Source organism: Paramesorhizobium leguminum, from assembly GCF_003217235.1.
Classification (GTDB): Bacteria; Pseudomonadota; Alphaproteobacteria; order Rhizobiales; family Rhizobiaceae; genus Paramesorhizobium; species Paramesorhizobium leguminum.
Genome location: NZ_QJTF01000006.1, coordinates 47,603 through 60,808 on the forward strand (window position 1 = coordinate 47,603; position 13,206 = coordinate 60,808).

At 59.5% G+C, this 13,206-nt stretch carries 15 protein-coding genes; 7 read left to right on the top strand and 8 right to left on the bottom strand.

The window, feature by feature from the left end; all coding sequences use genetic code 11:
* Positions 1–68 precede the first annotated feature (68 nt).
* The 4 genes from C7477_RS06720 to C7477_RS06740 all read right to left on the bottom strand — a co-directional run bounded on the left by C7477_RS06720 (position 69) and on the right by C7477_RS06740 (position 3,448).
* Positions 69–860: an inositol monophosphatase family protein gene (locus C7477_RS06720; protein WP_110750387.1), complete on the bottom strand. Its 792-nt coding sequence runs from the start codon at positions 858–860 to the stop codon at positions 69–71.
* Between the two features lie 223 nt (positions 861–1,083).
* Complete coding sequence (gene efp, locus C7477_RS06730; protein ID WP_110750391.1) at positions 1,084–1,647, bottom strand: elongation factor P; 564 nt, start codon at positions 1,645–1,647, stop codon at positions 1,084–1,086.
* A 156-nt stretch (positions 1,648–1,803) separates the two neighbouring features.
* Positions 1,804–2,787, bottom strand: a complete 984-nt coding sequence (locus C7477_RS06735) for a tetratricopeptide repeat protein (RefSeq protein ID WP_110750393.1) — start codon at positions 2,785–2,787, stop codon at positions 1,804–1,806.
* Between the two features lie 4 nt (positions 2,788–2,791).
* Positions 2,792–3,448 (bottom strand): thiamine phosphate synthase, encoded by a 657-nt coding sequence (locus C7477_RS06740; protein WP_110750395.1) that lies wholly within the window; start codon positions 3,446–3,448, stop codon positions 2,792–2,794.
* 166 nt (positions 3,449–3,614) lie between these two features.
* Between C7477_RS06740 and C7477_RS06745 the strand changes: the two genes are divergently transcribed.
* From C7477_RS06745 to ruvB, 6 genes are all read left to right on the top strand, one after another.
* Positions 3,615–4,382 carry a sulfite exporter TauE/SafE family protein gene (locus C7477_RS06745; RefSeq protein WP_110750397.1) on the top strand — a complete coding sequence of 256 codons (768 nt, stop codon included), beginning with the start codon at positions 3,615–3,617 and terminating at the stop codon, positions 4,380–4,382.
* A gap of 178 nt (positions 4,383–4,560) precedes the next feature.
* Positions 4,561–5,754, top strand: a complete 1,194-nt coding sequence (locus tag C7477_RS06750) for an OpgC family protein (protein WP_110750399.1) — start codon at positions 4,561–4,563, stop codon at positions 5,752–5,754.
* Positions 5,755–6,225: 471 nt separating this feature from the next.
* Positions 6,226–6,741: a protease adaptor protein RcdA gene (rcdA, locus tag C7477_RS06755; RefSeq protein ID WP_110750401.1), complete on the top strand. Its 516-nt coding sequence runs from the start codon at positions 6,226–6,228 to the stop codon at positions 6,739–6,741.
* A 373-nt stretch (positions 6,742–7,114) separates the two neighbouring features.
* Positions 7,115–7,624 carry a crossover junction endodeoxyribonuclease RuvC gene (gene ruvC, locus C7477_RS06760; protein ID WP_110750403.1) on the top strand — a complete coding sequence of 170 codons (510 nt, stop codon included), beginning with the start codon at positions 7,115–7,117 and terminating at the stop codon, positions 7,622–7,624.
* Positions 7,621–8,238: a Holliday junction branch migration protein RuvA gene (gene ruvA / locus C7477_RS06765; RefSeq protein WP_110750405.1), complete on the top strand. Its 618-nt coding sequence runs from the start codon at positions 7,621–7,623 to the stop codon at positions 8,236–8,238. Before ruvC ends, ruvA begins: the two co-directional genes overlap by 4 nt.
* Before the next feature lie 7 nt (positions 8,239–8,245).
* The gene (ruvB, locus tag C7477_RS06770; protein WP_110750407.1) at positions 8,246–9,286 is read left to right on the top strand and encodes a Holliday junction branch migration DNA helicase RuvB; all 1,041 of its coding nucleotides are present in this window, start codon (positions 8,246–8,248) and stop codon (positions 9,284–9,286) included.
* Between the two features lie 14 nt (positions 9,287–9,300).
* On the opposite strand, the gene C7477_RS06775 is transcribed toward ruvB, so the two are convergent.
* Positions 9,301–10,551, bottom strand: coding sequence for a glycoside hydrolase family 5 protein (locus C7477_RS06775; RefSeq protein WP_110750409.1), 1,251 nt, complete (start codon positions 10,549–10,551; stop codon positions 9,301–9,303).
* Between the two features lie 33 nt (positions 10,552–10,584).
* Between C7477_RS06775 and ybgC the strand changes: the two genes are divergently transcribed.
* Entirely contained in the window at positions 10,585–11,061 is a 477-nt protein-coding gene (gene ybgC / locus C7477_RS06780) for a tol-pal system-associated acyl-CoA thioesterase (RefSeq protein ID WP_110750411.1), read from the top strand.
* Positions 11,062–11,261: 200 nt separating this feature from the next.
* Here ybgC and queE read toward each other — a convergent pair whose 3' ends face one another.
* Genes queE through queC form a run of 3 tightly spaced genes read right to left on the bottom strand, consistent with a single transcriptional unit; the run spans position 11,262 to position 13,071 of the window.
* Positions 11,262–11,993: a 7-carboxy-7-deazaguanine synthase QueE gene (gene queE / locus C7477_RS06785; protein WP_110750413.1), complete on the bottom strand. Its 732-nt coding sequence runs from the start codon at positions 11,991–11,993 to the stop codon at positions 11,262–11,264.
* On the bottom strand, positions 11,990–12,361 hold the full coding sequence (gene queD / locus C7477_RS06790; RefSeq protein WP_110750415.1) for a 6-carboxytetrahydropterin synthase QueD: 372 nt from the start codon (positions 12,359–12,361) through the stop codon (positions 11,990–11,992). Before queD ends, queE begins: the two co-directional genes overlap by 4 nt.
* Positions 12,361–13,071: a 7-cyano-7-deazaguanine synthase QueC gene (queC, locus tag C7477_RS06795; protein ID WP_110750417.1), complete on the bottom strand. Its 711-nt coding sequence runs from the start codon at positions 13,069–13,071 to the stop codon at positions 12,361–12,363. Before queC ends, queD begins: the two co-directional genes overlap by 1 nt.
* Positions 13,072–13,206 lie beyond the last annotated feature (135 nt).

The following is a 13,206-nucleotide window of genomic DNA, read 5'->3' on the forward strand; positions in this document are numbered from 1 at the left end:
GAATGGAATTACGCAGTATTCCAGAGTGTTAGAACGTCCTCTACGCGTCCAATCGGACGCGCGTCTCTCTAGACGGGCTTTTTCAGAACCTGCAGCAAGGCGGATTGGATGGCCTCATTGCCCGCGACGATCGATTTTGTCTCGAACATATCCTGGCCGCCATTCTTGTCGGAGAGGAAGCCGCCTGCCTCGCGCACGAGAAGAATACCCGCGCCGATATCCCAGGGATGAAGCGCGTCTTCCCAAAAGCCGTCAAGGCGTCCGGCGGCGACATAGGCGAGATCGAGTGCTGCAGCGCCCATGCGGCGGATGCCCGCCGTCTCGCCCATGACATTGCGCAATTCGAGCAGGTAGTTGCCGTGATGGCCGCGGCCCAGATGCGGAACGCCCGTGCCGATGACCGCATCCGACAATTTTGTGCGGGCTGCAACGCGCAGGCGGCGATCGTTCAGGAAGGCGCCGCCTCCGCGCTCGGCGGTGTAAAGCTCGTCCATGGCCGGATTGTAGATCACGCCGGCGACGATCTGCCCCTGGCGCTCCAGTGCGATGGATACGCCGAACACCGGTATGCCGTGCAGAAAATTGGTCGTGCCGTCGAGCGGATCGACCAGCCAGCGGTGCTGGCCGTCGCTGCCTTCGATGGCGCCGGATTCCTCCATGAGGAAGCTGTAGTCCGGCCGCGCGCGGCGCAGTTCCGCATAGACGATGTCCTCGGCGCGTTTGTCCGCCTGGCTGACATAATCGCCGGGGCCTTTCAGGGAGACCTGGAGGTTCTGTACCTCGCCGAAATCGCGCGCAAGCGAGCGCCCGGCCTTCACCGCGGCCTGGACCATGACATTGAGTATCGCCGAACGCGCCATTTCTTAATTCCTGTTACTTGCAAATGTTGGTTCCAGGCACACCCCCCTCTGCCCTGCCGGGCATCTCCCCCTCAAGGGGGGAGATTACGCCTTCATCAACATGCGGCACCAATCGCAAACCTTGCAGAATGAAGGCGAAGGGCGATGTCAGCCAATCTCCCCTCTTGAGGGGGAGATGCCCGGCAGGGCAGAGGGGGGTATTGCCCCGCCGGCATTTCGTTAATTAATCCGCGCGACGGACATAGGTCAGTTCATTGGTATCGACGATCACGCGCTCGCCCGATCCGATGAAGGGTGGGACGAGGATGCGGATGCCGTTTTCGAGCATGGCCGGCTTATAAGAGGCACTTGCCGTCTGGCCTTTCACCACAGGGTCTGCCTCGGTGATTGTGAGCGTCACATAATCAGGCAGGCGAATGCCGATCGGCTTTTCTTCGTAAAGCTCGACCGTGACCATCATGCCGTCCTGCAGGAAGGCGGCGCGATCACCGACGAAATCTTTTTGCAACTCGAGTTGCTCGTAGCTCTCGGTATCCATGAAAATCAACGCATCGCCCTGTTCGTAAAGGAACGAGAAGTCTTTCTGTTCCAGGCGAACGCGCTCGACCGTTTCGGCGGAGCGGAAGCGCTCGTTGAGCTTGGTGCCGTCGATGAGGTTTTTCAATTCGACCTGATTGTAGGCGCCGCCCTTGCCGGGCTTCACCGCGTTGGTCTTCACCGCGGCCCAGAGGCTGCCGTTGTGCTCGATGACATTGCCTGGGCGGATTTCGTTTCCGTTGATCTTCATGGAATTGTTCCGGATCTAATCTGAGAAGGGGCGGGCTCAGCCGATAATAACATAAGCCGCAGCAATCGGGGCTCCCAAGACCATAAATTGCGAATTTGCGCAAGCTTGGAGGCAGGCGAACTTTCTGAGCAGGATGTAATTAAGCTGAAATGGGGCCTAGCGAAGCTTGCCGGCGCGGGCGATGGCTTCCTTTATCTGAGCCTCGTCGAGACCGTCCATGAACGAGTCGAGATCGTGGGCGGAGAGACCGGCGCGGCGGGCTACGATATACCATGCGGCGGCCTCGACGGAATTTCCCTCCGTGCCGATGCCATCGCGATAGAGCCGGGCGAGGCGGGCCTGTGCCGCTACGTTGCCGGTAAGGGCGGCGCGGTGCATCCAGCGGAAGCCGGCCTTGTAATCGCGCACGCCGCCGCGCCCTTCGATGTACCAGCTGGCCAGATCGAGCTGGGCCGTGTCGAAACCCTGTTTCGCCGCCCGCTCGAGGAATTCGCGTGCCTTTTTGTCGTCGCGCGGAATTTTCAGCGTGCCGTTGGCATAGATCTGGCTGACGCCATATTCGCCATCGGCAAGGCGCGCCTGCGCCGCCTTCATGAACCAGGGAAACGCCTTGTCCAGCCCGGTTTCGCCGGGGTGGTTCGCCATCATCAGCTGACCATAATTATATTGCGCCATCGGATTGCCAGCCTCGGCGGCTGCCTGCATCAGCTTCTCGCCCTTTGCCTTATCGCGCGGGATGTGCTTGCCCTGCAGCAGCATGGCGCCATAACGGAACTGCGCTTCCGTCACGCCTTGCTCCGCCGCTTTTTCATACCAGCGCGCCGCTTCTGCCTGGTTGACCGGAACGCCCAGCCCACGCGCGTAAATTTCCGCCGCAAGCAGCTGCGCGGCAGGGTCGCCTTTTTCAGCGCGCGGCAGCGCCAGATTGAGGGCGGTAAGATAAAGCCCGCGTTGGAATGCGCCGAAAGCGTCATCGGCCGGCTTGTCGCCGAAGCGGTCCATGGACGGTAAGGTATCGGTTGAGGCCGGTTGCCTGAGCATGGCCGGCTTGTCGTCCTTTTCCGTTGGCGCTGCAGCCTGCGCGGTTGCGCCGGGCAGGGCGGCGGAAATCGCAAGGGCTATGATCGGCAATCGCTTCATCCGTTCAGCTCTCGAAACGCGGCGCTGTCTCATCAAGCAGCCGGTTGGCCTCGCGCATGGCTTCCGCCGGATCGTCGCTTGCGAATATGGCGGCTCCGAGGGCCACGAACTCGGCGCCGGTCGCTGCCGCCTGTTCAATGCTTGCGAGGATGTTTCCAGCCTGTACGATGCAGGGGATTTCGACCATCGGCGCCCACCATTCGGCGAGGCCGATGTTGCGCGAATGCGGCTCGGGCTTCATGTCGGCGCCGACCTTGCCGAACATGACGTAATCAGGCTGCAACTCGCCAATCTCCAATGCGCCGTGGCGGTCGCGCAAGTTTCCCATGCCGACGATCAGCCGGGGCGCGTGGCGTTCGATGGTGTCCGCGAGATCGGCGATCTTGCCTTCGATGTGCACGCCATCGGCGCCGACACGGCCGGCAATTTGCGTATCGTTGAGGATCAGTGCCGCCGCGCCCGCGCTTTGGATGACAGGAATGGCCTTTTGCGCCGCCGCCTGGAACGTCGCTTCGTCGAGGCCTGCGGAATCAAGAATCACGCTCGCCGCATCGCCACCGGAAAGCGCCTTGCGCAAGAGGGCGGCAAGCGCGTCGCTATCCCCAACCGGAGGGGCGACGAGAACGATACGGCAGCGATTGGCATGGTTCGGCGCGGTCATGGGATAAGCCTAAGGTCAAGAAGATGATGGAATTCGGGCATAGAGCATGGTTTGCTGGTTGAACAGCCCTCTTAATGCGATGCGGTGAGTCGTGTATTGCATGAAACGTACCTCGTCATCGGTGTGGCGGAGGGGTATTAATCCTTGTTCCCGCTGAGTCCATTCCATGCACAGTCTTCTCGCCGACCCCTGGTTCTATGCAACCGCTCTTCCGGCTGTCATCCTCGTCGGCCTTTCCAAGGGGGGGCTCGGCGGCGCGATGGGGCAGCTTGGCGTGCCGCTGATGACGCTGGTGATTGCCCCCGTGCAGGCGGCGGCGATCATGCTGCCGATCCTCATCGTGATGGACGTGGCGAGCCTTTGGGCCTGGCGTGGCTACCGTGATGTCAAGACGCTCAAATATATGCTGCCCGGCGGGATTATCGGCATAGCCATCGGCTGGCTGCTGGTGGCGGTTGTCACCAACGACATGGTGAAGCTTATCGTCGGCGCGGTCGCGGTGCTTTTCGTGCTGCGTTATGTGCTTGCGGGAGCCGCGGGGCGGGCGACGCCAAAACGGCAGAATTTTGCGGCGGCGACCTTCTGGTCCACGATCGCCGGGTTCACCAGTTTCGTTGCGCATGCGGGCGGTCCTCCTTACCAGATCTATGCGCTGCCGTTGAGACAGGATCCGAAGATCTATAACGGCACCAGCGTCATCTTCTTCACTGTGATGAACGCCGTGAAGGTCATTCCTTATTTCGCTCTCGGCCAGTTCGATGCGACCAATCTATCGGCCTCCGCCGTTCTCGCGCCCCTGGCATTTGCCACGCCGCTTGCCGGCGCATGGATCGTGAGGCGGATGAAGCCTGAGGTCTTTTATCCCTTCATCTACTCCATGGTTTTTCTGACCGGGATGAAGCTCGTTTATGACGGTGTTGCCGCCATGTTTTGAACGGACAAGAAAGTTGAACTGGACGATGCGGAATTCCGTCCCATTTCTTGGGAATATGGCTTCGCTGGCATCGTTTAAACCGGTATACGGCCTATGTAGATTCTGACCTTCGTTGCCCTGATTAACTGCTTCGTGAACTTGGGATTCCCAAGGTTGCTTCAAATATACAGAGATTAAGATGCTGAATCATTTTAAGCGGGATACCCGTATCGACGTATTCAGGGCGCTGGCGCTGCTGACGATCTTCGTCAATCATGTGCCGGGTACGATCTATGAACATCTGACCCATAAGAACCTGGGGTTCTCGGATGCCGCCGAAGCCTTCGTGCTGATTTCCGGGATCGCGGTGGGGCTCGCCTATGGGACCAAGTTCCAACCGGGCAATCGTCTTCTGACCGGGCTGAAGATGTGGCGGCGGGCGGGAGTGCTTTATACCACGCACATCATGACCACCATGGCGACGCTTGCCATCTTTGCCGGCACGGCGATCTTCCTCAAGCGGCCGGAGTTCCTGTCGCAGATCAATATCCAGCCCGTGATGAAACATCCGGTAGAGGCGTTGTTCGGCATCGTCACGCTAGGCCATCAGCTTGGTTATAATAATATTCTCTCGATGTATGCGGTGCTTCTGCTGATGACGCCGGCATTTCTTCTTCTGGCGCGCCTAAGCCTCGGGCTGATGGTGGGCGTTTCAGGCGTATTCTGGCTTCTGGCGGGCATCTACCAAATCGCGCCTCACAATTATCCGACTTCCGGATTCTGGTTCCTCAATCCGCTTTCCTGGCAGTTCCTGTTCGTCATAGGCATCGCGGGGACCGTGCATGTTCGCCGGGGCGGACGCATTCCGGCCTATCCCTGGCTGATAGGCGCTTCCGCTGCCTATCTCCTGCTCGCGCTCGTATGGGTGCGGCTGCCATTGTGGGGTGTCGACCCTTCGATGGGGCTGCCGGCGGTCCTGACGGGATTCGACAAGACGTTTCTTTCAATGCCTCGACTGCTACATGTGCTGGCGGCAAGCTATATTATCGTCGCGGTCCCGGCGATTTCCAATCTCGCGCGCACGGCGCCCGACCATCCGCTGGCGATCCTCGGCAGGCATTCGCTGCCGGTCTTCATCGCAGGCACGATCCTTGCGATGGTCGCGCAGGTGATGAAGCTCATCAATCCAGGTGGTCTTCCCTATGACACGCTGCTGATCGCCACCGGAATCGTCGTGCAGTTCGCACTCGCCTATTATCTGGAATGGCTGCCGCGCATCGGTTGGGGTGGAAAAACTGCAGCGAAAGCCGCTCCCGTCCAAGCCCAGGAGAGACCTGCCCAAGCACACGGTGCGGGGATGAAGCCGGGATTTCAGCCTGTCTTGAGCCTGTAAGCCGATTTCATGCAATGAAAGTGGGGCCGCGAAAACGGGGCCGTGAAAGCTGGCGGGATTAACCGTTCATTAAGGATAAGCGTATTAAATGGTTGATATCCAGTTTTCCTGGATACTTACCGAGTGGTTTCGCCACTCTGTTTGACGCCTCCCTGTTAAACTCCTGAGAGCCGCTTTCGCGGCTCTTTTTTTGTTCACAATTTTGTGGGAATGCGCAGATTGCGTTAACCCTTTCTTAAACATATTCTTGCGTCGCGGTGTATAGCAATGCAGTTTGCAGTGGGATTCATGCCAAGGCCTGTTTCGCCCATCGCCGGTTCGTGATCGAACCCTCGGAAATGGGTTCGGATGGGCCCGATTCTAAGATTGCTTATCCGCATGATCCTATCCAAAAAGCTGGTCAACTTTTTGGGGGTCATGCTCAGGAGATACTGCCTGAAACAACGGCAGTGTGGGGTTGCGAAGACGATCATGATCGAACACGAATACCGGAATAATACCATAAGGCTGGCTGAGCGCGTCGTTTTCTCCGATTCGTTCAAACCGCTTTACAGGGAGGGGATGAGTCTGGTCGAGGAAGCGGCTGCTTACCTCGACGGTCCGGGCCGCGACGAAGCAAAAATGCTGCCACGCTCCGCAACGCCGTTTTATGCCGCCGAGTCCATGCGGCTGACGACGCGCCTCATGCAGATCGCATCCTGGCTTCTCCTTCAGCGCGCTGCCCGCAACGGCGAACTGACCCGACAGCAAGTGGCGATGGAGAAGGCCAAGGTTCGTCTCGATACATCTTCAGCGGCGGAAGCACTGCCGGGCTGGGCGCAAATGCCGGCGGATTTCATCGATATCGTCGAACGCTCGCTGCGCCTGCAGGAGCGGATTAGGCGCATGGATGACGAGGTCTATGGCGCGCCAGGCATTTCCGGCGTGGCCGGCAATCCGGTATCGGATCAGCTGGTGCTGCTGCAGACGGCCTTTGGTGGACGGTAAACCCGTTTGGGCTTGCGCCGCGCCTTGAAATCGTTGGGTGTCGTGGTAATATCCTAAGAAGGAGGTGAGACGATCTTCCTTTACCGGAGGGACCGGGCCGAAGCCCGATCCCAATGTGCTTACTTAATTTTGCTGACAGTCAGGGTGAACCGCCAAGTCGTTAACCTGATAATCAGCGTAAGCCCGGTTTTCTTCAATCGTCTCACCTCCTTTCATTTGCCGGATCGAAATCCGGCGACGCGATCATATCCAAATCGTCTTCAAAGCAAATAGAGATGGTTGTAACGCGTAGAAAATTTCTACTCGCTATTTTGTTTCTCTTTTGTTCACATTTCTGCTGTCAAGTGCGCCTTGCAAACGGTAAGGTCGGCACATGAGAGAAGCGATTCGGATTATCGGTATTGACCCGGGCTTGAGACGGACGGGCTGGGGCGTGGTGGAGACGCTTGGCAACTCGCTGCGCTTCATTGCTTCCGGCACGGTCAAATCCGACGACAAGATGGATCTTGCTTCCAGGCTTTGTCAGTTGCATGAGGGGCTTTCCGCGGTTTTGCACAGCCATATGCCGCATGAGGCGGCCGTGGAGCATACATTCGTCAACAAGGATGCTACCGCCACGCTGAAGCTTGGTCAGGCACGCGGCATCGCCATGCTTGTGCCGGCGCAGGCTGGCTTGAGCGTCGCTGAATATGCGCCGAATGCGGTCAAGAAGGCAGTGATCGGCGTCGGGCATGGCGAGAAGCAGCAGATCCACATGATGGTCAAGGTTTTGATGCCTAAGGCCACCTTTGAGGGTAACGATGCCGCCGATGCGCTGGCCATCGCCATCTGTCACGCCCATAACAGGCAAAGTATCACCGGGAGGCTCGCGCAAATCGCATGATCGGCAAGCTCAAGGGAACGGTCGATGAGATCGACGAGGATCATGTCATTATCGATGTGCATGGCGTCGGTTATGTCGCCTATTGCTCGACGCGGACGCTCGGCAATCTGCCTGGTGTGGGCGAGGCGGCGACGCTCTTCATCGAGACCTATGTCCGCGAGGACATGATCCGGCTTTATGGCTTCGCCTCCCATCTGGAACGCGAGTGGTTTCGTTTGTTGCAAAATGTGCAAGGTGTGGGCGCGAAGGTGGCGCTCGCGGTGCTTGGCACGCTGACGCCGTCGGAACTCGCCAATGCCATCGCGCTGCGCGATCTCGCCATGGTCAGCCGCGCGCCTGGTGTCGGCAAGAAGGTGGCGGAGCGGATCGTCACCGAATTGAAGAACAAGGCTCCGGCTTTCGCCGGCGAAGCGTCCGGCACCATCGGGCTGAAGCAAGAGCTGGGCGAAGGGGTAGCTCCCGCGCCCGTCGCCGATGCGGTTTCGGCACTCAGCAATCTCGGCTATTCGCGCGACCAGGCGGCCAATGCGGTTGCGGCGGCGCTGAAGCAGGCGGGAGAGGATGCCGATTCCGCGAAACTCATCCGGCTTGGGCTGAAGGAACTGGCGCGGTGAGAATGGCATGAACGATAGCAACCGCCTGATATCTCCCGACAAGCGCGGCGAGGATGTCGACAACACGCTGCGGCCGCAATCGCTTGACGATTTCGTCGGGCAGGCGGCGGCGCGGGCCAATCTGAAAGTGTTCATCGAGGCGGCGCGGACGCGCGGCGAGGCGCTCGACCATGTGCTTTTCGTCGGACCGCCCGGCCTTGGCAAGACCACGCTGGCGCAGATCATGGCGAAGGAGCTGGGCGCTAATTTCCGCTCGACCTCCGGTCCGGTCATCGCCAAGGCCGGCGATCTGGCTGCGCTCCTGACCAATCTCGAAGACCGGGATGTGCTGTTCATTGACGAGATCCACCGGCTCAACCCGGCGGTGGAGGAAATCCTCTATCCGGCGATGGAAGATTTCCAGCTCGACCTCATCATCGGCGAAGGACCGGCGGCGCGGTCGGTGAAGATCGATCTCGCCCGCTTCACGCTTGTCGCCGCGACCACCCGCCTTGGCCTTTTGACCACGCCGCTGCGTGATCGCTTCGGCATTCCCGTGCGGCTCAATTTCTATACGGTGCCGGAGCTTGAGCATATCGTGCGGCGCGGCGCGCGGATCATGCAACTGGGCATTTCGGATGACGGTGCACTGGAGATCGCGCGGCGCGCGCGCGGTACGCCGCGCATCGCCGGGCGGCTGTTGCGGCGGGTGCGCGACTTTGCGCTTGTGGCTCGGGCCGATACCGTCAACCGCAAGATAGCCGACGAGGCGCTTTTGCGGCTTGAGGTTGACAGCATCGGCCTCGACCAGCTCGACCGGCGCTATCTCGACATGATCGCCCGGAATTTCGGTGGCGGTCCGGTCGGCATCGAAACCATCGCCGCCGGCCTTTCCGAGCCGCGCGATGCGATCGAGGATATCATCGAGCCCTATCTCATCCAGCAGGGCTTCATCCAGCGCACCCCGCGCGGGCGCGTGCTGACCGTCAACGCATGGCGGCATCTGGGACTAACCGCGCCGTCCGATCTTGCGCAAACGCAGATCGGGCTATTTCAGGATGACGATTGACCTCTGTGGGGTAGCTATTTCAGCCCCAGCCCTTTCAGGATAAGGGGGTCCAATATGCGGTTCTTGTCATCGTTGGTGATGCCGAAGGCGCCGCCCCATGACCAGACGGCCCAAGCATATCCGTAGCGCTCCGATAGTGTGGTGATGTCGTGCAGATAGGCGGCGCGCCATTGCGAGGGCATACGATAAGGATTGCCATCTTCCTGCCGGATCATGCCGAACTCGCCCAAGAAGATATCTTCCTTTGGGATGCCATATTTTGCAGCCCATGCCGCAACCGTCTTGAAGGGCGCTTCGATGACGTTGGAGAGCTTTTCCGGCGTATCGATCTCGGCATATTGCTCATCGAGATAGGCCAGCAGTCCGATGCGTCGCATCAGGGGCGCCTTTTCTTCGATGCGTTGACGTATTTCTTCGAGGGTTCTCTCCCGTTCGGCTGGCGGGACACTATAGGGCGGATAGGGGAGGCCGGTAACGTAGCGGATGAAATCGCCCGCCCATAGCGCGCCCTGATGCGTCAACAGAAAAGGGCCATAGGTATGGAAACTCCAGATGATATTGTCGTCGGGAATATCGCGTGGGTCTACCCGTGCCAGCGCCTCCGCCTTGCCCCAGCATCCGCCTGAAAGTACCAAGGTCAAATTTGTGGCAGAGGCGCGCGCGGCGGCGAAAAGCTGCCGCAGCATTCCCGGCCAGCGAGGGGAGGATGTCGCATCGCAATCGACGACAGGCTCGTTCATCAACTCGAACGCAATTTTATCCGGCGCTTCCCTAGAAAGGGTGCGGCCCATAGTGCGGACAACATCCAGATAGCGCTCGAAAAGAGCCGGGTCGGCCATGACATTGGTCATGCTGACGCTGCGTTCCGTAGGGAAGAGATGGAGATCGACAACCGCGTTCAATCCGGCTTCATTGACCAGGTGGGCGGATTGCAACACGCTTTCATAAAGCTTGTCGCGGAAGATGATTGTCTTATCGGATAGGAATGGGGCGGGGTCGACCGGAATGCGGACGAAATCGAACCCGGCCTGTTTCAGCGCGGCCAAATCCTGTGGCTCAAGGCTCTTGCGCCATTCCGGGTAGGGCAGGAGCACGCTTTCGTCGTTCCAGCGGCTTTCGTCTGGCCAGGTGGTCCATATATCGAGATTGACGCCGCGCTTCATTTTGAACGTCGCGGCGGCAGCGGGCATGGCGAACGCCACGGCGAGCGCCAGAGCGGGGAATAGCGGTTTCTTCAGCTTGAACATGGCGGCCAAGAGTGTCATCGCTTCACTTCATCATATAATGAGGAAGCGGGAATGGCGGAACCAAATCAGCTTACCGGCGATAATTCAAGGGCAGGGGACGCGCTGCTTTCAGGCGTGTTGACGACAAGCGGCCACCGGCTTCTCGCGCGGGTCTATTACGCGGATACGGATTTTTCCGGTGTGGTCTATCATGGCCGCTATCTGGAATTTCTCGAACGCGGACGCACCGATTTCCTGCGCCTTACCGGCATCCATCATTCCGAACTGGCGGATGGGGTGCATGGCGAGCATCTGGTCTGGATCGTACGGCGCATGGAGATCGATTTTCGAGGTCCCGCGCGCATCGATGACATTCTGGCGATCGAGACACGGGTAGAGGATGTTTCCGGTGCGCGCATCCATATGTTGCAGAGGATTTCGCGGGAGGACGTTCTGTTGATCGAGGCGAAGGTGGAGGCGGCGCTCATCAACAAGGAGGGGAGGCCGCGGCGTTTTCCGAAGGAGTGGAAAGAGCTGTTCCTGCGTTAGCGTTTGCCAGAACTAGTGCCCGCGCCCTCGTCCTTCGAGGCTCCGCTTCGCTACACACATCAGGATGAGGGCTACTGCGACGTTGCGGCCCCTTCACCCTCATGGTGAGGTGCGAAGCGTAGCGGAGCCTCGAACCACGGGGGTGAAGGGCGCACTACGTTTCCATCTAAATATGAAAAAGCGTATAGATGTCACGCTATTCACACACCCCGCTTATTACCCCAAAGAAGCACATGCAACTGCGGTAGGATACGGGCCGCATACCACCGGTCTTCCGTCACCTTGGCAACCAGCCAAAGCATCCGATCCATAATCCCGTCGATATCCACATGCGCCGCATCGTCGTGCGGCGGGGGTGGCGTGTGATTGCCCGGTTGGAGGTAGATTGGCGTATCCGGGTATCGCCCTGCCGTCCGCCGTGCGAACGCGTAGTCCTCATCGTCGAAGACGACGATCTTGAGCGCGATCTGTGCCTGTCCGGCGCTACCTGCCGTGAGGCAAGCGTCCAGTTGGTCCCAATCGGTCCGCATTCCGCTGGAAGGCGGTTTGGGGCTGAGGACAAGCACGTCGAGATCGGCAAACCAGTCGCGAGCGATGCTGCCCTGCGTTTCCAGGGCGAAACGATATCCATGCGAATGTCCGAGTTCGATGAGGGGCTCGAGCGGCTGAACCGCCGGGTTGCCTCCCGATAGCGAAACCGTCAGAGGGATTCCGCCGGAGAGGCGGGTTACCTCCTGAAAGATCGCTTCCGGGGACATCGGCGTCCACTCATGCCGGAACGCGCTGTCGACTGCGTGCAGGCTATCGCACCAGGAGCAGCGGTAATCGCAGCCGCCGGTCCGCACGAAGACGGTCGGCAATCCAATCAAGGCGCCTTCACCCTGTATCGTCGGGCCGAAGATTTCGCTGGTGCGGATAATCTGCCCGGTCATGGCTGCGAAGCGGTGGGGCGATATTCGGCCCATGTCTTAGGGGTCTCGCTAATGCGCACCGCCGATGTCTCAGGGAGACGCGCCTTGCACCAATCGAAGAAGTGCTTCGCCAGAAACTCGGACGTTACCTTTTCATGGCCGAAGACTTCGTTCAAATGGCGATGGTCCAGCGTCTCGTCGATATAGCGCTTGAGGGCCGAAAGATCGTGGTAGTCGCGGACGAAACCATCTTCGCCCAAGGTTTCAGCGGCAAGCTCGACGACCACGATGTAGTTATGACCGTGCAGGCGCGCGCATTGATGCTCCGGCGGTAGATGGCTCAGCTGATGGGAGGCGGAGAAATGGAATTCCTTGGTGATCCGGTACATTACCGTTCCTCCCTAACGGCGTGTTGCGACACGGCCGTTTTCCAGAAATCCGGATCCTCATATCGTGTCGGGTCCTCGATGCCGGCGAGGTGGAAAGCCTCGCGGCGCTCGACGCAGGTGCCGCAGCGCCCGCAATGGTTCTCCCCGCCCTTGTAGCAGGACCAGCTTTCGGCGAACGGTGTGCCATGCCTCGCGCCATCGCTGACGATTTCCGCCTTGGAGATCTCGACATAAGGCGCAAAAAGCCTGACCTTTGCATATCCGTCGAGAGCCTCGTCCTGCATGGCCTGGAATGCTTCGATGAAGCCGGGCCGGCAGTCGGGATAGATGAAGTGGTCCCCGCCATGCACGGCGACGGCGACCGCGTCCGCCTTTTGCGCAGCCGCCAGGCCGAACGCTATCGCCAGCATGATGGCATTGCGGTTCGGAACGATGGTGGTCTTCATCGTCTCCTCCGCATAATGCCCGTCGGGCACGTCCACGTCATCGGTCAGCGCCGAACCGGTGAGATGCGCTCCGATTGGACGGATGTCGATGACATGGTGCGCGACGCCCAGCCGCTTCGCGCAGCTGGCGGCGAAGTCGATCTCCCTAAGGTGGCGCTGGCCGTAATCGAAGGATATGAGGCCGGTGAGTTCGTGTTCCGCCGCCACCTTGTGGGCCAAGGATACGGAATCCAGTCCGCCGGAGCAGACGACGAGTGTTTTCATGTGCGTTGTCCCTTGTTTTGTTGATCCGGGTGGGCTGCGACCGGAAAGAGAGGCTTTTATGACAAACGGGATCGTTTGGAAAGGGCGTTCGAAAATGCTGGAATCATAACTCATCCTTAACCATAAGGATTCATG